22 protein-coding genes are annotated in these 20,253 nt (G+C 34.3%); 11 read left to right on the forward strand and 11 right to left on the reverse strand.

The genetic code is table 11. The features are described from left to right. Positions 1-84: 84 nt before the first annotated feature. The 4 genes from LIX58_RS01320 to LIX58_RS01335 form a co-directional block, all read right to left on the reverse strand. A complete protein-coding gene (locus tag LIX58_RS01320; protein WP_126565217.1) occupies positions 85-1,275 on the reverse strand; it encodes an ornithine--oxo-acid transaminase in 1,191 nt (396 codons plus the stop codon). Positions 1,276-1,676: 401 nt separating this feature from the next. Beyond that, entirely contained in the window at positions 1,677-2,804 is a 1,128-nt protein-coding gene (locus tag LIX58_RS01325; protein WP_154836576.1) for an NADH-dependent flavin oxidoreductase, read from the reverse strand. Between the two features lie 255 nt (positions 2,805-3,059). Beyond that, positions 3,060-3,440 (reverse strand): S1 domain-containing post-transcriptional regulator Ygs, encoded by a 381-nt coding sequence (gene ygs / locus LIX58_RS01330; RefSeq protein WP_103297627.1) that lies wholly within the window; start codon positions 3,438-3,440, stop codon positions 3,060-3,062. A 316-nt stretch (positions 3,441-3,756) separates the two neighbouring features. After that, positions 3,757-4,359, reverse strand: a complete 603-nt coding sequence (locus tag LIX58_RS01335) for a peptidylprolyl isomerase (protein WP_126565214.1) — start codon at positions 4,357-4,359, stop codon at positions 3,757-3,759. Between the two features lie 68 nt (positions 4,360-4,427). Here LIX58_RS01335 and LIX58_RS01340 point away from each other — a divergent pair, with 68 nt between their 5' ends. From LIX58_RS01340 to LIX58_RS01380, 9 genes are all read left to right on the forward strand, one after another. Continuing rightward, entirely contained in the window at positions 4,428-4,808 is a 381-nt protein-coding gene (locus tag LIX58_RS01340) for a kinase-associated lipoprotein B (protein WP_126565213.1), read from the forward strand. A gap of 133 nt (positions 4,809-4,941) precedes the next feature. Then, the gene (locus tag LIX58_RS01345) at positions 4,942-7,353 is read left to right on the forward strand and encodes a Na+/H+ antiporter subunit A (protein ID WP_154836575.1); all 2,412 of its coding nucleotides are present in this window, start codon (positions 4,942-4,944) and stop codon (positions 7,351-7,353) included. Further along, the gene (locus LIX58_RS01350; protein WP_154836574.1) at positions 7,334-7,762 is read left to right on the forward strand and encodes a Na(+)/H(+) antiporter subunit B; all 429 of its coding nucleotides are present in this window, start codon (positions 7,334-7,336) and stop codon (positions 7,760-7,762) included. Before LIX58_RS01345 ends, LIX58_RS01350 begins: the two co-directional genes overlap by 20 nt. Further along, complete coding sequence (gene mnhC1 / locus LIX58_RS01355) at positions 7,762-8,109, forward strand: Na+/H+ antiporter Mnh1 subunit C (RefSeq protein ID WP_126565210.1); 348 nt, start codon at positions 7,762-7,764, stop codon at positions 8,107-8,109. The genes LIX58_RS01350 and mnhC1 overlap by 1 nt, the downstream gene beginning before the upstream one ends. Beyond that, positions 8,096-9,592, forward strand: coding sequence for a Na+/H+ antiporter subunit D (locus LIX58_RS01360; protein ID WP_154836573.1), 1,497 nt, complete (start codon positions 8,096-8,098; stop codon positions 9,590-9,592). The genes mnhC1 and LIX58_RS01360 overlap by 14 nt, the downstream gene beginning before the upstream one ends. 2 nt (positions 9,593-9,594) lie before the next feature. Next, on the forward strand, positions 9,595-10,074 hold the full coding sequence (locus LIX58_RS01365; protein WP_126565423.1) for a Na+/H+ antiporter subunit E: 480 nt from the start codon (positions 9,595-9,597) through the stop codon (positions 10,072-10,074). Beyond that, positions 10,074-10,364, forward strand: coding sequence for a Na(+)/H(+) antiporter subunit F1 (locus LIX58_RS01370; RefSeq protein WP_154836572.1), 291 nt, complete (start codon positions 10,074-10,076; stop codon positions 10,362-10,364). The genes LIX58_RS01365 and LIX58_RS01370 overlap by 1 nt, the downstream gene beginning before the upstream one ends. Beyond that, the gene (locus tag LIX58_RS01375; protein WP_126565207.1) at positions 10,342-10,698 is read left to right on the forward strand and encodes a Na+/H+ antiporter subunit G1; all 357 of its coding nucleotides are present in this window, start codon (positions 10,342-10,344) and stop codon (positions 10,696-10,698) included. The genes LIX58_RS01370 and LIX58_RS01375 overlap by 23 nt, the downstream gene beginning before the upstream one ends. Positions 10,699-10,820: 122 nt before the next feature. Beyond that, a complete protein-coding gene (locus tag LIX58_RS01380; protein WP_154836571.1) occupies positions 10,821-11,984 on the forward strand; it encodes an NAD(P)-binding domain-containing protein in 1,164 nt (387 codons plus the stop codon). Positions 11,985-12,144: 160 nt separating this feature from the next. On the opposite strand, the gene LIX58_RS01385 is transcribed toward LIX58_RS01380, so the two are convergent. The 6 genes from LIX58_RS01385 to LIX58_RS01410 form a co-directional block, all read right to left on the reverse strand. Continuing rightward, entirely contained in the window at positions 12,145-12,525 is a 381-nt protein-coding gene (locus LIX58_RS01385; protein ID WP_126565205.1) for a PaaI family thioesterase, read from the reverse strand. A gap of 20 nt (positions 12,526-12,545) precedes the next feature. Then, the gene (locus tag LIX58_RS01390; protein WP_154836570.1) at positions 12,546-13,865 is read right to left on the reverse strand and encodes a Na+/H+ antiporter family protein; all 1,320 of its coding nucleotides are present in this window, start codon (positions 13,863-13,865) and stop codon (positions 12,546-12,548) included. Between the two features lie 189 nt (positions 13,866-14,054). Continuing rightward, positions 14,055-15,530: a M17 family metallopeptidase gene (locus LIX58_RS01395; RefSeq protein ID WP_154836569.1), complete on the reverse strand. Its 1,476-nt coding sequence runs from the start codon at positions 15,528-15,530 to the stop codon at positions 14,055-14,057. Between the two features lie 83 nt (positions 15,531-15,613). Beyond that, positions 15,614-16,822, reverse strand: a complete 1,209-nt coding sequence (locus tag LIX58_RS01400; protein ID WP_154836568.1) for an NAD(P)/FAD-dependent oxidoreductase — start codon at positions 16,820-16,822, stop codon at positions 15,614-15,616. Positions 16,823-17,351: 529 nt separating this feature from the next. Beyond that, positions 17,352-17,711, reverse strand: a complete 360-nt coding sequence (locus LIX58_RS01405; RefSeq protein WP_154836567.1) for a HesB/IscA family protein — start codon at positions 17,709-17,711, stop codon at positions 17,352-17,354. A gap of 12 nt (positions 17,712-17,723) precedes the next feature. Continuing rightward, positions 17,724-17,969 carry a YuzB family protein gene (locus LIX58_RS01410; protein WP_126565200.1) on the reverse strand — a complete coding sequence of 82 codons (246 nt, stop codon included), beginning with the start codon at positions 17,967-17,969 and terminating at the stop codon, positions 17,724-17,726. Between the two features lie 333 nt (positions 17,970-18,302). Between LIX58_RS01410 and LIX58_RS01415 the strand changes: the two genes are divergently transcribed. Then, a complete protein-coding gene (locus LIX58_RS01415) occupies positions 18,303-19,367 on the forward strand; it encodes an NAD(P)/FAD-dependent oxidoreductase (protein WP_154836566.1) in 1,065 nt (354 codons plus the stop codon). Between the two features lie 55 nt (positions 19,368-19,422). Here LIX58_RS01415 and LIX58_RS01420 read toward each other — a convergent pair whose 3' ends face one another. Next, a complete protein-coding gene (locus LIX58_RS01420) occupies positions 19,423-19,755 on the reverse strand; it encodes a YuzD family protein (RefSeq protein WP_103297644.1) in 333 nt (110 codons plus the stop codon). 103 nt (positions 19,756-19,858) lie between these two features. On the opposite strand from LIX58_RS01420, the gene LIX58_RS01425 reads away from it, so the two are divergent. Next, positions 19,859-20,101, forward strand: a complete 243-nt coding sequence (locus LIX58_RS01425) for a NifU family protein (protein ID WP_002433501.1) — start codon at positions 19,859-19,861, stop codon at positions 20,099-20,101. The last annotated feature ends 152 nt before the right edge of the window (positions 20,102-20,253 follow it).

The raw sequence follows: 20,253 nt of genomic DNA on the forward strand, positions 1-20,253 counted from the left end.
AAATGATTTCGCTTTCATACATATTGTAACACATGTCTTTGCTTTTTAAAGGGTTTTCAAAATGAATGTTACAACTTTTTGAACTTACTCAAAAACACTTCTAATTCTCTCTAATGCGTCATCTAATTCTTCTTTAGAAATAACTAATGGTGGCGCAAATCGAATCACTGTATCGTGTGTTTCTTTACATAGTAAACCTTTTTCTTTTAACGCTTCACAGAAAGGTCTAGCACTTTCATGTAATTCAACACCAATAAAGAGGCCACGTCCACGAACTTCTTTAATCGCTGGGTGTTCAATTTTTTGTAATTCTGATTTGAAGTATTCGCCTAATTCATTTGAACGGCCAGGTAAATCTTCATCGATAATAACATCTAATGCAGCAATAGATACGGCACATGCTAATGGGTTACCACCAAATGTTGAACCATGTGAACCTGGTGTGAACACATCTAACACTTCTTTGTCAGCTAATACCACTGAAATTGGTAACACGCCGCCGCCTAGTGCTTTTCCTAAGATATAAACATCAGGTTTTACATTATCCCAATCTGTTGCGAATAATTTACCTGAACGACCTAAACCAGCTTGAATTTCATCAGCAATAAATAAGATGTTATGTTCGTCACATAAATCTCTAATTTCTTTAAGATAACCTTCTGGCGGAATATTAATTCCCGCTTCCCCTTGAATAGGCTCTACTAAGATTGCTGCAGTATTATCATTGATTGCTTCTTTTAATTGATCAACATCCCCGAAATCAACTTTGCGGAAACCATCTAATAATGGACCATATCCACGTTGGTATTCAGCTTCAGAAGATAAAGATACTGGCGCCATAGTACGACCATGGAAGTTACCATTAAAGGCAATAATTTCAGCTTTATTTGGTTCAATACCTTTTACATCATAAGCCCAACGACGTGCTGCTTTTAATGCTGTTTCAACCGCTTCTGCGCCTGTATTCATTGGTAGTGCTTTATCTTTGCCAGCTAATTTACAAATCTTTTCATACCATTCACCTAAATTATCACTGTGGAACGCACGTGATACTAAAGTTACTCTATCTGCTTGATCTTTTAATGCTTGGATAATTTTAGGATGACGATGTCCTTGGTTAACAGCTGAATATGCTGATAACATATCCATATATTTATTACCTTCTGGATCAGTTACCCAAATGCCATCTGCTTCCGCTACGACGATTGGTAGTGGCACGTAGTTATGTGCTCCATAGTGATTTGTTAATTCAATAATTTGTTCTGACTTAGTCATAATATCTCCCCTTTGCTTAAATTATATTAAAACTAATGGTCATACGAGAGCGGCTTTCATGTTTAATACATAGGTATACTTTTCCTTTTTTGAATATGAAAATAGAGTTAGTCCACTTTATTAAGAAGGTATACATTATATGAAAGCCCTTACATATATAATGACATATTATATTGTATTTTTACAAGTAAAATAATGAAAATTTTCGGATAACTTTAATAATAAAATTTTTATACTATAAAATGATAAAAAAGAAGCGAGACAGAAATAAATTCATTTCATCGTCTCGCTTTAAAAAGCCATTAGAGTTTAAAAAATTATTATAAGCACCTTTTCCATTTTGTTAGCTACTAGCAAATGGCAATTTATACTAAGACATATTATTTAGTCCTAGCAATCTATTATTTATCTTTACGAGGTAATGGATAGAACCCTTCGTTAAATTGTTTCCATAAATTTGGTGTTAGTTCATGATTATCTTCACGTTCTGGATCGAAGTAAGAAATAATTTCGTCTTCTTTTCCTTTTTTAATTTTCTCAATAAAATTATAATCTAATAAAATTTCACGACCGAGTGCGACTAATTCTACGCCTGTTGATTCTATGGCATCTAAGGCATCATCTGCAGTAAATACTGAACCAATACCGATGACTGGCATACGTCCATCTACCCATTGATGGATTAATTTCAAGCGTTCTTGACCAGCATATTTACCTTCACGTGTTTCTGAATGGATATCTCCAATTGAAACATGCACATAATCCATCGCTTTCTTAGTAATAGTTTTAATTAATTGTTCAGTTAATTCCATTGAAATACCTGGAGATTCTGCTTCTTCAGGAGATAAACGATAACCAACGATAAAGTCTTTATTAGCAAATTGTTCTTTCACTTTGAGTACTTCATCAATGACAGCTGTAGGGAACTTCATGTGGTCGCCCCATTCGTCATTTCTTCTATTGTAATATGGAGAAACGAATTGATGAATTAAGTAATGATTGGCACCATGAATTTCAACGCCATCGAATCCTGCTTCAATAACACGGCGTGTCGCTTCACCGAAATCTTTAATTGTTTGTTCAATTTCTTCAGGTGTAATCTCTCTCGCATCATGTTCTTGTTCTTGGCCGAAACTTTTAAGTGAGATTGGACTTGGTGCTACGACATCGCCATTAGGTGTTAAGTTGGGTAGAGCTTGTGCACCGCCATGATGGATTTGTACTAAGGCTTTTGCACCATTTTTCTTCATCGCTTGTGCTAAGCGTTTTAAACCTTCAATATCTGAATCCTGCGCAACAGATGGTTGTCCTGGGAAAGCTTTACCAATATCATTCACATTACTTGCGGCATTAAGTGCTAAGCCTACATCTTTAGCACGTTTTTCAATATATGGAATTTCAACGTCTGAAATTGTTCCATCATCATTTGATGAAATATGTGTTAAAGGTGCTAACACAAAACGATTTCTTAATTCAACGCCATTAGGTAATGTTACAGTTTCAAATAACTTTTCATATTTAGTATTCATAACGATTCCTTTCCTCCTTAATTTATGCCCAAACTATAGCACGGATAAAAAATGAATCTCTAGTTTTTTGCTTGCATGTGCATGCATATATCCCTTAATTTAATTCCCTTAGACGTTGTTTTTAATCATTAAAGGAAGTAACCACCATCACCTCATCCTCGTGTTGATTAAGCAGACATATAGTTTTTCTCTATAAAATAAAAAAGCTAACGTTATTAAGAGTAAATAACGTTAGCTTAGCGTGTTTACAGTCAATTAATTATTACGAATCGCACGTTTAGACTGCTTAATCCAGACCGGTAGGCGTTCTTCAAGTGTTTGAAACCCATACTTTTCTGTTTCTTTAATTTCATCTAATACTGACTGCTTTTCTTTTTTTCGTTCATAATTCTTAAAGTAATCATTATCTTTGAGTGACAAATTAAGTTTGCCTTCATCATCAATTGATAAAATTTTCGCTTTAACAATTTGTCCTTCTGATAGAAATTTTTTTAAGTTATGGACATAATCATCCATGATTTCTGAAATGTGGATTAGTCCTTCAGTATGGTCAGGGGCCTCAACAAAAGCGCCATACGGTTGAATGCCAGTCACACGCACTTTAATATGCTGACCTACTTTATAGTGAGTATTCAACTTGATAACCCCTTATTCGATATTCTTAACATATTTATAATAGCATAAAATATAAACTTGGACTAACTATTAAGGGATAAAAATTTTATTTTTCAAGCGTTTATTAAATTTAAACTTCACTATTTGATTTAGCTCAACCTACATATTTATAAGAGATGGATATATCATATTTTTAAGAAAAAGCATTCAAAAAGCGAGCCGACAAACTATTGATCGACTCGCTCTACTTCTAAAAATATTTTCTTCAGTCATCTATTAGAGAAAGCAATGTGTCAACCGCTCTCATCAGAAATTAAAATTCATGCGTACTTTTTACTTACGCTTTTTTATCTTCAACGTCGATTGATTCGATAACCACATCATGAACTGGTTTATCTTGAGCGCCTACTTTAGTATTAGCGATATCTTCTAATGTTGTTTCACCTTCGATTAATTGACCAAATACAGTGTGTTTTTGATCTAACCAAGGTGTACCGCCTTTTTCACCATAAGCTTTAGCAATTGGCTCTGGCCAACCACCATCAACTAATTGATTTAACATTGTTTCTGGCACTTCCTTCATTTGAACAATGAAGAATTGTGAACCATTTGTATTTGGGCCTGCATTAGCCATTGAAAGTGCACCGTATAAATTGAAAGCTTCCATTGAGAATTCATCTTCAAATGAACCACCATAGATACTTTCTCCGCCCATACCTGTTGCAGTTGGGTCGCCACCTTGAATCATGAAATCGTTAATTACACGATGGAAAGTAATTCCATCATAATAACCATTTTTCGCATGAGTTACAAAGTTCTCTACTGTTTTAGGTGCGATCTCTGGGAATAATTTAAATGTCATATCCCCTTTATTTGTATGCATAACTAATTTAATTTCATTATCTTGTATTTCTTTATTTAACTGTGGATAGTTAGTCATTTAGATTCTCCATTCATGTTATGATGATATAGGTATATATTAACATATTTGAAAGGGAGTAATATAGCATGTTATATCGATTCTCACATAAGACAGGCGCTTATGGCGTGACGATTAAAGAAGAGAATGAAGACCAAGTACTTGTACAAGTTGAACAAGTCATCAAGCACCCCAAACAAGGCGATTTACACAATCCCGGCAAAGTCGAAGGTGTCTTCTTTCATGAACGCCGTGCATTAAGTCATTATGAAAAACGTTATGCAACACGTTCACAACTTCGTGATTTTAATGTTGAAGAAATGAAATACGAAGATTCTCTTCAGCAAGCTATCACAAAAATGGAAAATGATTTAAAACAGCAAGATACAGAATTTGCAAAATTAGCTTTAAATAATCTTGAAAACTTAAAAAAAGACTACTCAATTCAATATAAACAAAAATTTTTCTAGGCATTTTTGACGTGTTTCTTCTTATTTAACAAGTTCTAAGAAATCACTGTTTACATGGGCTTTCACCGTTTTTCAGAACGGAATGATTCATGTATAATGAATGCCATAATCATTTTTAAAGGAGGAAAACATAGTGAGTTTGTTACATATTGCGGTCATTTTACCGTTAATATTTGCACTCATTATTCCAATCCTTTATCGATTCTCTAAGAAGATTCATTTAGGTTGGTTTGTATTACCTATTCCTGTTGTCTTATTTATTTATTTCTTATCCCTTATATCGACTACTCAGTCAGGTAATACAGTAATAAATACGTTAAATTGGATGCCACATATCGGTATGAACTTTGATTTATATCTAGATGGCTTAAGTCTATTGTTTAGTTTACTCATTACCGGTATCGGTAGTTTAGTTGTACTTTATTCTATCGGCTACCTCAGTAAATCCGAACAACTTGGAAATTTCTACTGTTATTTATTACTATTCATGGGTGCAATGTTGGGAGTTGTACTCTCAGATAACTTAATTATTTTATATCTATTTTGGGAGTTAACATCATTTTCAAGTTTCTTACTTATCTCATTTTGGAGAGAGAAACAAGCATCTATCTACGGTGCTCAGAAATCGCTTATCATCACCGTATTGGGTGGATTAAGTTTACTAGGTGGCTTCATCCTTATTTCTCTAGCGGGAAATTCTTTAAGCCTCCATCATTTACTTGAAAATGTGTCCGAAATACAGCATAGTCCAATATTTATTTTAGCAATGATTTTAATCATGCTAGGTGCATTTACTAAATCTGCACAAGTACCATTTTATATTTGGTTACCCGATGCTATGGAAGCACCTACACCAGTTAGTGCCTACTTGCACTCAGCAACGATGGTTAAAGCTGGATTATATTTAGTCGCACGTGTTACCCCACTATTTGCCATTTCACAAGGTTGGATATGGACCATAACTTTAGTCGGGCTTATCACGTTATTCTGGGCGTCATTAAATGCAACGAAACAACAAGACCTTAAAGGTATCTTGGCTTTCTCTACCGTTTCTCAACTCGGTATGATTATGTCTATGTTAGGTATTGGAGCGGTGAGCTATCATTTTGAAGGTAGTCAAAGTCAACTTTACGTAGCTGCATTCACTGCTGCAGTATTCCATTTAATTAACCATGCTACATTTAAAGGCGCACTATTTATGGTCACTGGTGCCATTGATCACGCAACAGGGACACGTGATGTGAAGAAATTGGGCGGTTTACTTACAATCATGCCTATTTCATTCACAATTTCAGTCATCACAGCCTTGAGTATGGCTGGCGTTCCGCCGTTTAACGGTTTCTTATCTAAAGAGAAATTTTTAGAAGCCATGATTGAAGTTTCTCATGCGCACATTTTTAGTCTTAATACATTAGGTATTATCTTTCCGATTTTAGCTATCGTTGGTAGTATTTTCACTTTTGTATATTCGTTTAAATTCGTCTTACATGTATTTTTTGGTCAGCATAAACCGAATGCATTACCTAAGAAGGCACATGAAGTTTCAATCCTAATGTTAATTTCTCCGAGTATTTTAGCTATTTTAGTGATTGTCTTTGGTTTTGCGCCTGGTCTATTAACTCAATCTATTATTGAACCAGCTACCTTAGCGATCAGTAACTTGTCAAACACGCACGCTGAGTTCCATATGTTCCATGGTATTACCCCTGCCTTTATTTCAACGTTAACTATTTGGATAGTAGGGATATTACTATTACTTACATTTGGTTACTGGATTCGTTTATTACAGGCTCAACCAACGAAACTTACATTTAATCATTGGTACGATTCTACTGGAAAATGGTTACCATCAACATCAGCGAAAATGACAAATAGTTATGTAAATGGCTACGTTAGAGATAGTTTAGTAATTATTTTTGGTATGTTAATTTTAATGACGATTGTAACGCTATTCAGCGTGCCATTTAGCTTTAATTTTAAAGACATTAATAACATTCATATCTATGAAATTGTCATTCTTCTTATTTTAATAGCGGCATCATTCATGGTAGTATTCGCATCTTCACGTTTATTCAGTATTATCATGCTTGGTGTAGTTGGCTATTCCGTATCGGTTTTATTTGTCTTTTTCAAAGCACCAGATTTAGCGTTAACTCAATTTGTCGTAGAATCTATTTCTACAGGTTTATTCTTATTATGTTTCTATCACTTACCTAATTTAAATCGTTATAATGAGAAACCTTCTTTTAAAATGACCAATGCTATTATTTCTATTGGTGTAGGTTTAGTCGTTATTGTATTAGGTTTAATTGCATATGGTAATCGCCACTTTACTTCAATCGGTGAGTACTACAAAGCACATGTTTATGATTTAGCACATGGTAAGAATATGGTTAACGTCATCCTTGTTGACTTCCGTGGTATGGATACATTGTTCGAATCTTCTGTATTAGGTATCGCTGGTTTAGGTGTTTATACTATGATTAAATTACGCAGCAAACATAAAGCAAGTGAGGTGAAACGCGATGAACAGACAGAAAAATAATTTAATGTTCCAATACGCAGCTGTCATTATCGCTTTTCTCATCGCTTTATTCGGCATGAGTTTATTCTTCGCTGGTCACTATACACCAGGTGGAGGCTTTGTCGGCGGTTTATTACTTTCAAGTGCTTTAACAATTATTGCAATTGCGTTTGATATTAAATCGATGCGCAAAGTATTTCCTTGGGATTTTAAAATATTAATAGGTATCGGATTATTGTTTTGTGTAGGCACACCTATTGCAAGTTGTTTCTATGGAGAGAACTTTTTCACACATACAGAATTTAACATTCCGTTGCCCCTACTCCAACCTGTGCATATGAACACGCCAATGTTCTTTGACTTTGGGGTAATGTGCGCAGTAATTGGTACAGTCATGACAATTATTATAACGATTGGAGAGAACGAATAGTGGAAATTATCATGATTATTGTATGTGGTATTCTCACAGCAATTAGTGTCTATCTCGTTTTATCTAAAAGTTTGATACGAATTGTTATGGGGACCACATTAATCACACATGCATCAAATTTATTTTTAATTACAATGGGTGGATTAAAACATGGAGAAATGCCTATTTATGAAAAAAGTATTTCTCAATATGTGGATCCTATCCCTCACGCCTTAATACTTACAGCTATTGTTATAGCTTTTGCGACAACCGCGTTCTTCTTAGTATTAGCCTTTAGAACGTACAAAGTATTAGGTACAGATAACGTAGAACTAATGAAAGGAGTACCTGAAGATGATGGTAAATAATTTAGTAGTCCTAACATTAGTTGTACCTATTATCACTGCAATTGTACTTATATTTTTAGGCGAACGTATACAAGCTAAACGTTATGTCACATTAATTGGATTAGCTTTGACTTTAATTGTAGCCATAATGAACTTAGTCAATGTCGTTAAGTACGGCCCCCTTAAAGTAGAATTAGGTTCGTGGCCACCACCTTATGGCATTATCTTTTTATTAGATTCATTTAGCGCCATGCTTATTGTAATTAGCATTATCATTACAATCCTTATTACTGCCTATTCAGTAACTACAGCTGGGATTGATAGAGAACGTTATTACTTTCATTTTTCAATTATGTTTATGCTAGTAGGTATCATTGGTGCCTTTACGACAGGAGATATATTTAACCTCTTCGTATTCTTTGAAGTATTCTTAATGTCTTCTTACGCCCTACTTGTATTAGGTGGCACAAGAATACAGTTACGTGAAACTGTAAAATATTTACTTGTTAATATCGTGACGTCAACGTTTTTTGTTATTGCAGTAGGTATTTTGTATTCTATTGTAGGCACGTTAAATATGGCAGACATCAGTGATAAACTTGCCCAACTTAATCATACGCATAGCGGTCTTTTAAGTATTGTCTTTATTTTATTTATATTTGTGTTTGCAACAAAAGCTGGCGCATTTCCAATGTATATCTGGCTACCAGGTTCATACTATGCACCACCGTTTGCGATTATCGCTTTCTTTGGTGCTCTATTAACTAAAGTAGGGGTCTATGCGATTGCAAGAACACTAAGCTTATTTTTCCAAAACAGTATCAGCTTTTCACACTACACTATTTTATTCATAGCGCTTCTAACGATTATCTTTGGTTCAGTCGGTGCTATCGCATATTATGATACTAAAAAAATTATTATCTATAATATTATGATTGCAGTTGGTGTGATCTTAGTCGGTGTAGCAATGATGAACCAAGCTGGTATGATTGGTGCAATTTACTACACATTACACGATATGTTAGTCAAAACTGCTTTATTTTTACTAATTGGTGTGATGTATCAAATCACTAAGACGACTAATTTAAAAGAGTTTGGTGGTTTAATTAAAGCTTATCCTGTTCTTGGATGGTCATTCTTTATCGCTGCGCTAAGTTTAGCAGGTATCCCACCTTTAAGTGGTTTCTATGGCAAATATTATATTGTGCAGGCAACATTTGACAATGGATTCTACGTTAGTGGCATTATCGTATTATTATCAAGCTTAGTAGTACTTTATTCTGTCATACGTATATTTTTACAAGGCTTCTTCGGAGAACCTAAAGGTTATAATGTAAATCAAAAAATTAATGTTAACTACGCGGCCACTATTTCAATTACAGCTGTCGCTATCACTGTATTATTTGGTTTATCTGCTGACTTTTTATATCCATTAATATCAGAAGCAGCCAAATCATTCTATGATCCTAGCGTTTATATTCATAGTGTATTAGGAGGTAGATAATGATGGCCATTCAAATTACCTTAAATTTTCTTTTAGCATTTATTTGGTTATTTCTAAGTGGAAGTTACACATTAAATAATTTATTGTTAGGCTTTCTACTTGGTTTAGGAATTGTTTATTTATTTAATAAAGCGTTACCTGGCAAATTTTATTTAATTAAAGTTTATAAAATCATCAAGCTAATTATTGTATTTCTTATAGAATTAATTAAAGCAAATATCGATGTATTAAAGATTGTTTTACAACCTAAACTACAAAATCAACCTGGATTTTTTACGTATCACACTGATTTAAAAACAGATTGGCAAATTGTGTTATTATCAAATCTAATTACACTTACGCCGGGAACAGTCGTATTAGGTATTAGCGATGATAGAACTAAGATTTATATTCATGCGATTGATTTTAGTACGAAGGAAGAAGAAGTTGAAGGGATTAAATCATCCCTTGAAAAAGTGGTTAGAGAGGTGGGCGAAGACTAATGGTAAAATTCATTATGCTAATTGCACTTATTGTGGTCGTACTTTCTATGTTAGCTATGTTTATTCGCATTATTAAAGGCCCTACTTTAGCCGATAGAATTTTAGCGCTTGATGCCGTAGGTTTACAATTAATGGCATGCGTTGCTCTATACAGTATTTTCATAGGCGCTCAATATTTACTAGTAACGATCTTATTAATCGGTATTTTAGCATTTTTAGGTACAGCAGTATTTTCAAAATATATAGATAAAGGTAAGGTGATTGAACATGATATCAACAATCATGATTAGCTTATCTATTCTATTCGTTATTGCTGGCGCATTCATCAGTGTCGTTACTGCTATTGGTATAATACGTTTGAAAGACATTTACTCACGTGGACATGCTGCAGGTAAGTCGGCAACATTAGGCGCTATGTTCTTACTATTTGGTACCTTCTTATACTTTATTGGTACTGAAAAGTATATTAATATGCAATTGATTTTTGGTATTATCTTTATTTTTATTACCGGTCCTCTTTCAAGTCATTTAATTATGAGAGCCGCTTATAATAATAAAACACCTTATACTAAAGATACTAAAATTGATGAAATCAAAGACGAATTTAAAGACAAGAAAATATAATTTAAATTTAAAGCTCTAGTTGAATAATCTTCGACTAGAGCTTTTTAAATGATTGTCATCAATAGGGACTTATGCTATCATAAATCGTAATAATTACGTTTTATAAGGAAAGAAGTGTTCTTATGCATTGGACTATTATCGGCGGTGGCATTCAAGGTACAACCATCGCAATTAAATTACGTGAAGCAGGTCTTTCAATTGATCACTTAACCATTATTGATCCTTATTCATCTTTATGTGAACAATTCAATGACTTCACTCATAGAATTAGTATGCCCTTTTTACGCTCACCTATCGTTCATCATATTCATCCCAATCCATTTCATCTAAAGCAATTTGCGAAGTATCAACACTATACAAATGCTACATATGGACGCTATCAACGTCCTCAAACAGATATGTTTATGCATCATGTTCATGAATTAGTGCATCGCTATCGTTTAAATGATTGCCATCTTCAAGGCTACGTAAATCAAATTGCTCGTACTGACTCAAAATGGACGATTACATTGGCTAACGCTCAAATTTTACATACAGATTGTGTGGTTTTAGCTCAAGGGTGTAATCATCGACCTTATATTCCTTCTCTTTTTGAAAATGAAAGCAACGTTTGTCACATTTTCGAGAAAGAATTTAATCCAGCGATGTACAATCAAAGTTCGCATGTCGTTGGAAGTGGTATTTCAGCAGCTCATTTAACGCTTAAATTATTGAACCAATCTACTGATAAAATCGTTCATCTATGGATGAATAAAGATATTGATATTCATCACTTTGATGCAGATCCAGGATGGTTAGGCCCTAAAAATATGGGGCCTTTCTTGGAAATAACATCTTCTAAAAAACGAATGGAAGTCATTTCTCAAGCACGCCACAAAGGTTCGATGCCACAAGAGTTGTATTTACGTTTGAAAAAGCATGTTCAAAACGGTCGTTTAATCATACATCACGATCAGATTATAAGACTTGAAAATCATCAAATTTTCACAGAAACATCGTCCACGCCTTATGATTTCGTTCTATTAGCCACAGGTTTCCAAGCTACCCTATTAAATCAAAAGATGGTTCAATCTTTAATTCAACACGAACAAGCACCTCTCACACAATGTGGTTTGCCTGATATAACTTCTGATTTAGAATGGTTACCTCAACTGTTTGTAGCTGGAGGATTAGCTGACTTAGAGTTAGGACCATTTGCTAGAAATATAATGGGAGGCAGAGAAGCAGCTCAACGAATTTATAACGCTTTCGAAAAATTAAATTATTCTAAGGATAAATTTGCATAAAAAAAGGGAGCAGAACAGAAATTAAAATAATTTCGTCGTTCTGCCCCGGCAAGGATGACTAGGTTTGAAAAAAGCTTGCTTTAAGCGCATTTTCAAATCAGTCAGCTACTGCCAAAATGATAAAGTAGGCTGATTGTCCCAGTCACTTTTTTAACATATATCATTTATTTTTTAAAGGTTTAATGCCAATGGTACCTCTCATGATACTAATCAATTGGTCATTGTCACTTTTGATTTCAATATTCCAAACGTGCGTTGTACTACCTTGATGGATAATTGTAGCCGTTGCCGTCACTCGCCCTTCTTTTACAGAGCGAATATGATTCGCATTCATTTCCAACCCTAATGGGATATAGTGGTTAGTATCAATTAAATTTGCTGCACCGATAGAGCACGCTGTTTCACCTAATGCAATCGTCGCGCCACCATGTAAATATCCAAATGGTTGCTTCACTTTATCGGTAACAGGCATAGATACGACAACTTTACCGTTCGATGTTTCTTCAATCTTCATTTCAAAGGTTTCTAATAAATTGGTCACCTATTTCACCTCATTTACAACTATAATACCATAGCTGCAATTGTACCAAAAATCATTAAAGGTATATTGTAGAAAAGGAAATTCGGGATACATGTATCTCTTATGTGATCATGCTGGCCATCTACCGCTAACCCTGCAGTTGGTCCTAATGTTGAATCACTTGCTGGAGAACCAGAATCTCCTAATGCACTGGCTGTACCTACTAGTGCAATTAATGCCATACTATCTAAACCAAGTGAGGCACCTAGTGGAATAAATAATGTAGCAATGATTGGTATCGTCGCGAATGATGAACCAATACCTAACGTTACAATTAAACCAATAATATACATAGCAATGATGCTAATTAATTTATGTCCACTCGTAATTTCCGTTAAGCTACTGACTAATTTCTGAATATCACCAGTAGCATTCATTACACCTGCGAAACCATTGGCAGAAAGAATCACGACACCAATAAATGACATAATCTTGATACCTTCAACAAACTGGCTATCTAATTCATTCCATTTATATACGCCAGAGATAAAGAAGATAAGTACCCCTGCTAATGCACCAAATATCATTGAGTCCGTAAATGTTTGTACTAAGAAAGTAGCTAAGATAGCTACTACTGTGACCACTAATACATATGGTTTCACTTCAGTTACTGTATCTTCGTTGTCAACATAAGCTTTCGTCTTATAATCACGAGGTTTACGATAAACAATCATACCTAATATTAAACCTACGATATAACCCATAGATGGAATAATCATTGCTTTCCAAATCATATTAAATTCGATAGGGTGATGTGCTTTTTGGAAACCACTTTGAATAATTTGGTGGAAAATTTGACCGAACCCATAAGGTAATAAAACATATGGCCAACATAATCCGAAGCCTATTACTAAACCAATTAAACGTCTGTCAATTTTTAAATCATTAAACAGACTAATAAGTGGCGGAATCACAATAGGAATAAAAGCAATATGTACTGGAATTAAGTTTTGACTCATAATACTCATTGCAAGAAGTGCAACGATAATAATAATTTTTACTTTAACTCTTGAAAGTCGACTATTTTCAGTGTGAATCGCACGTATAATTTTATTTACAAGGTAATCTGTTATCCCACTATATGAAATAAGTGCTGCGAAACCACCTAATAAAGCATAGCTTAAAGCGACTTCTGAACCATCTACAATATTCTTACCAAAAACACTAATCACTTTATTTAGACTCATCCCTGAAATTAGCCCGCCTACTAATGAACTTATAAATAAGCTAATCACTACATTGAGCCTACACAGGCACAAGACAATCATTAAAATGACAGCAATCACTACTGCATTTAACATAGTTCCCACATCCTTTAACACTCTACCGAACTAAAGCGATTGATTATGTGAACTATCATACCAAGTCGTCTAATTATTGTCAATATGTGCGTTTGAAAACTTTTCATATGAAAAATAAAGAACCAAAGCTATTTAAAATTAGCTTTGGTTCTATTATGTAAAGTGAGTTTACCATTGATTAAACAGACTTTATTGGCGTAACCAATTGACTACTGTAGTTATCATACTACCAGTAGGTCCTTTTGGCCCTCTATAACTCTTTACGTTTGTGGTAGCTGGTCCTGCAATATCAAAATGTATGTGTGGTGTTTCTCCACTAAAGTGCGTCACAAAGGTTGCAGCAAACAATGCTTTTCCTTGGCCATTAGTATGGTTAACTAAATCTGCCACGTCTGAATTACGAATTAAGCGCTGTTCAGTGCTCGTGATTGGTAACTCAAAAGCAAACTCATCTACTGCTTTAGCACTCGCTAATATTTCTTGAATAGCATTATCCGCGTTTGAACTAAATAAGGCTGCTTTATCTTCACCTAATGCAGCCACTGCTGCACCTGTTAATGTCGCAAAATCTAAAATGAGGCTTGGCTTAAATTGATTGGCATAAAAGACCGCATCTCCTAAGACTAATCGACCTTCCGCATCGCTATTTAACATTTCCACTGTTTCTCCATTAAGCGCGGTGAACACATCATCTGGTTTCATTGCGTTATGATTAATCATATTCTCAGCAGATGCAATCACACCAACGATATTAATTGGAAGCTCAAGTCGTGATGCTGCCTCAATCATCCCTACCACATTCGCTGCGCCACACATATCAAATTTCATCGTTTGCATGCCTATTTTAGATTTAATACTGTAACCACCTGAATCATAAGTTATACCTTTGCCGACGAGTGCTATAGGAGGCATGTCATTTTGAGCTCCGTTATAAGTTAAGGTAATCACTCTTGGCTGATTCTCAGAGCCTTTTCCCACTGCATGAATTAATCCAAAGCCTTCTGCTAATAACGTTTCACCATCTTTAATGTCTATATCTACTTTAGTTTCTGCAAAATGATTTTCAATTTGTTCAGCAAAATAGGCTGGCGTTAAAATATTAGGAGGCATATTACTGAAATCACGAGCTAGATTAATAGATTGACCTACTATTACACCTTTTTCAATTTCTGAGACTAAATGTTCATTTTCTGAAATGATATTTAAATCTAATTGATAAGGTGCAGTCTTATTCGATTTATAATGATCAAACACATAAATCGCTTGTTCACTTTGTAATCCAAAGACTTCCGCTACTTTTTCTTGATTCACTTGTTTAGAGATGAACGTCTCAAAGAGTACATCTGCACTTGTAATGCCTTCTTCTTTTAAAAATTGAAACAAATGACCGAACGCTTTCAATAATTCTGCATAATTGAGTGATTTTAAATTACCTAAACCTACCGTTATTAAGCGTTTAGAGTCATTTTCAAGTGATAAGAGCGTTGAAGATATTTTACCTAAAGTACTGCCAATAATATGATGATGACGATATGTATCAATACGTTGTGTTAAATCTTCATTATTATAGTTGATAGTACCTAATTGGTTAATATGGTCCGGTAAACCTAAGATGAGAACTTCTTCCTGAGTTGAACTGCTGTTGTTATTAGTGAAATTGACCATTTACTACTCACTCCTCTTTAATTTCAAAAAAAGCCTCTTGCTGAGTAGCAAGAGGCTTAATATTATACTTTTAAAATGACAACTTAGAATTTACCTTTTTTGAATGCTAAGCCTACGCCACCGATTTTGAATACTGCACGAGTATCAATAACTTTTTTCATGAATGCAGCTTTTTTACCAGCAATGTCTCTACCGTAAACAATACCTACACCGTCATGAGCACCTAATGAACATACAGTACCGCGATCTACATATTCAAAGTCAGTTGTAGCTTGACCGTTTAAGATATTTTTAATGTTTTTAGCAACGTGTTCACCTTGTTGCATAGCGATTTGAGCTGTAGTTGGTAACGGACGTTCTTCACCAGCTGGGATGAATGCAGAACAGTCACCAATTACGAAGATATCGTCATGACCTTCGATTGTTAAATCTTGTTTATTGATGATACGGCCACGTTTAACGCCTTCGAATGATTCTTCCATTAATTTGCTACCACGAACACCAGCAGCCCATACAGCAGTACCAGCTTCTAATTGTTGTTCTTGGTCGTTAACTTTAACTACGAAACCTTTTTCGTTACAAGCAACGATTGGAGTAGCGATTTTGAATTCAACGCCACGATCTTCTAAGTAGTTTACAGCGTAGTTTACTAATTCATCAGAGAACATTGGTAACATTTTTGGAGCAGCTTCAACGCAAGTAATTCTTACTTTGTTTTGATCTACGCCATATTTGTTACATAATTCTGGAATTCTATCAGTTAACTCACCTAAGAATTCGATACCTGTGAAACCAGCACCACCAACTAAGATAGCTAAATCTTTATCGTCTTTTTCTTTTGAAGCAGCATAGTTTGCAAATTTATCTTCGATGTGACGAGATAATCTACGAGCTGTTTCGATGTTTTCAATTTGGAATGCGTGGTCTTTCATACCGTCGATACCAAATGTTTCACTTTCGAAACCTAAAGCTACTACTAAAATATCGTAATCGTAGATACCGTGGTTAGTTTCTACTTTTTTAGCATTACGGTCGATTTTAGTTACTTCAGCGTTGATAAATTTAACTTTATCTTCTTTAATAACACTTTCGATTGGGTAGATTAAATCTTCATAATTTAATGTACCAGCTGAAGCTTCATGTAACCAAGTAGCTTCATAGTGATATTTGTTTTTGTTGATTAAAGTGATATCCGCTTCATCAGCAGAAAGTTCTTTTTGTAATTTAGTTACTGTTTGTAAACCTGCATAACCAGCACCTAAAACAAGTACTTTTTTACGATCTTGAGCCATTTCATTCACCTAAGCTTTCATTAGTATTTTCTTAAATGTAGATAAAGGCTACAAATTTCAGAACATAACAAAGTTCAGACCTCTCATGAATCATTTAACATCATTTATCAGTCTGCTAATTCATTAAAAACTTTGCACTTAACCTAATTGTTCATCCCCATTTATAGTCCTAATCAACACTTTTATCTTCCAATATATTTTTTATGAACTTTCATTCACAAAAAAGACAAAGTTCAATCCATATTTAATTTTATAGTTTTTACATTACATTTTCAAGCGACAACAGGACTATACTTTAAATAATTACATATAAATTTTTTTATTATAATTTTAGAACTCTTTGAGAAAATTTATCTTCATTTTTCAAATAATCAATTAGCAACTATATTATTGTTTAAAGCATGCAGACTGAAAGAAAACCCTTATCAATCAAGGTAATCAAATGGGTAACGAAAGGATTTTACTACGCGTAAATAAGTAAGTTACACATAAGTTGACGAAGAGTGAAAGGGTTTGTCTATAGTCTTAATTAGCAATTCTCAGGGTTTCCAGCAACCTTCGCCGTTCTAAATGAACTACCACAACCACATGAAGCAATAGCATTCGGATTATCAATTTGGAAACCGCCACCCATTAGTGATTGTTTGAAATCAATTGTCGTACCATTTAGTACAGGCGCATCATATTTATCTACTAAAACTTTTAAACCGTAGAATTCTAATACTTCGTCATTTTCTCCAGGTTGTTCTTCAGCAGACATACCATATGTTAAACCAGTGCATCCTCCACCGTTGACTTTAATTTTTAAATAGCCATCTTCCATATCATTGCTTTTCAACATATCTTTTACTTCATAAGCAGCAGATTCTGTTAGTGTTACCGTTGGCATAATCAATTCCTCCTATAATAAGTTTGTAAAATCATTGTCTTCAATATGTTTATAAATGTTATTTAATAAATCCTCCGGTGTATCACCTTCAACAGTATCACCATCGACTAATGCATACAACCCGCATGAACAAACGCCACAGTTGTTTAAACATCCATATTCTAATACATCTACATCTGGGTCGTTTTCTAATTTATCGTAAACGTAGTCTCCGCCTTTGGCCATATTCGAAATACAGAACTCGACTAATGGAAACATACTTCACCTTCTTCTTCATTTTTAATTACACTATTATAACAAATCAATTAAGGCCTTGCATTGCCCTAGCTCAATAAACTTACAATTTAATTATTTCATCATAATAATCGAAATTGCTAGCTAATTGTTTGTATCATACATTTGATTGTAGTCATTTTGAAAAACATATATAATAAAATTATACATAAATCGTGTATTTTATTGTAAGGGGCAATAAAATAACGATGGCGTAATTTACCATATTTTCTGTTTATTCAACACATTCAGAGGTAAATTAATCTATTAATTATCTAATATTTTACGGAAATAAAAATATAAAAAGGGGTATAGCATATGAAAAATTTAGTATTGCTTGGTGGCGGCTATGGTAATATGCGTATTATGTCACGTATTCTTCCTGATGCGCTTCCTCAAGATTACACATTAACACTTATTGATCGCATGCCATTTCATGGATTAAAGCCAGAGTTTTACGCTTTAGCGGCAGGAACAAAATCTGATAATGATGTACGTATGAACTTTCCAGACTCTGATCGAATCAATACAATTTACGGGGAAATTAATGATATCGATTTAGAATCTCAAATTGTTTCAGTTGGAAACACTAAAGTAGATTACGATGAGTTAGTGATTGGCTTAGGTTGTGAAGACAAATATCATAACGTGCCAGGCGCAGAAGAATACACACATAGTATTCAAACATTATCTAAAGCGCGTGAAACTTTCCATAGTATTAGTGAATTACCTAAAGGTGCTAGCGTAGGTATCGTAGGTGCTGGTTTAAGTGGAATTGAATTGGCTAGTGAATTACGTGAAAGTCGCGAAGATTTAGAAGTCATTTTGTATGACCGTGGCGAACGTATTTTAAGAAATTTCCCTGAAAAGTTAAGTAATTATATTGCGAAATGGTTCCGTGAAAATAATGTTAAAGTAGTTCCAAATTCACTTATTGATAAAGTTGAACCTGGTAAAATTTATAATGGCGGTACACCAGAAGACGTCGACTTAGTTGTTTGGACAGCAGGTATTCAACCAGTTGAAATTGTAAGAAATTTACCCATTGATATTAATCGAAGTGGTCGCGTGATTATCAACCAATATCATCAAGTTCCTACATATAGAAATGTATATGTCGTGGGAGATTGCGCAGATTTACCACATGCACCGAGTGCGCAATTAGCCGAAGTTCAAGGCGACCAAATTGCAGAAGTACTTAAAAAGCAATGGAATAGTGAACCCCTTCCTGAAAAAATGCCAGAACTTAAAGTTCAAGGTTTCTTAGGTTCATTAGGAGAGAAAAAAGGATTCGCCTATATTATGGATCGCACCGTTACAGGGCGTTTAGCACATATCCTTAAATCAGGCGTACTATGGTTATATAAATATCATAACGGATAATTATTAAAGCGCAATTTCCATTCATTATTGAATGAGAATTGCGCTTTTTATCTAACTATTCATTATCTTTGTTTGCGAAATGCTTATCCACAAAATTTGTGATTTGCTTCGTTTGAATATAGCCGTCTGCGACATATTCGTCGTTCATTGTAATTAATGGATAGAAGAGTTCATCTTCTTCAATTTGCTCGATATATTGTTGATCATGATCGCTAAGATTTTCCGTTTCATTTTGAAAATCAATATACGTATATTCAAAATTAATATCTGGATATTTACGTTCTAGTAATGGTTTCAACCACTCGTAAGTATTTTTAGAAGTTGGTGCATTTACACAACTTGCACAGACAACATCTGCGCCGTATACGACAACACTCACTTTAGTCATACTTAAATCCCCCGTTTTGTTTTATAGATTTTTCTTTCTTTATCTATTATAATAAATTAATAATGAATTTATGAAGTAATTTACTTGAAAGGAGACATATCTCATGCCTACTGAGAATGCAACAATGTTTGATCAAGTAGCTGAAGTTATTGAACGTTTACGTCCTTTTTTATTACGTGATGGCGGAGACTGCACATTAGTAGATGTTGAAGACGGCATCGTGAAATTACAATTACACGGAGCTTGCGGTACTTGTCCAAGCTCAACAATCACATTAAAAGCTGGTATTGAACGTGCATTACACGAAGAAGTTCCAGGCGTTATCGAAGTAGAACAAGTCTTCTAAAACGCCTCATATATAAACAAAAGTCATAGGAAAGAGCATACGCTCCCTCCTATGACTTTTTTATTTTATAAATACTAATGATGAAAAGACATTCTAAAGACAAACTGCAAAGGTGGTTGTGCTAGGAATAGTTTTAATTAACATAAGTACTA

The sequence above is a fragment of the Staphylococcus sp. Marseille-Q1834 genome, assembly GCF_916858875.1.
In the GTDB taxonomy this organism is placed as follows: Bacteria; Bacillota; Bacilli; order Staphylococcales; family Staphylococcaceae; genus Staphylococcus; species Staphylococcus pragensis.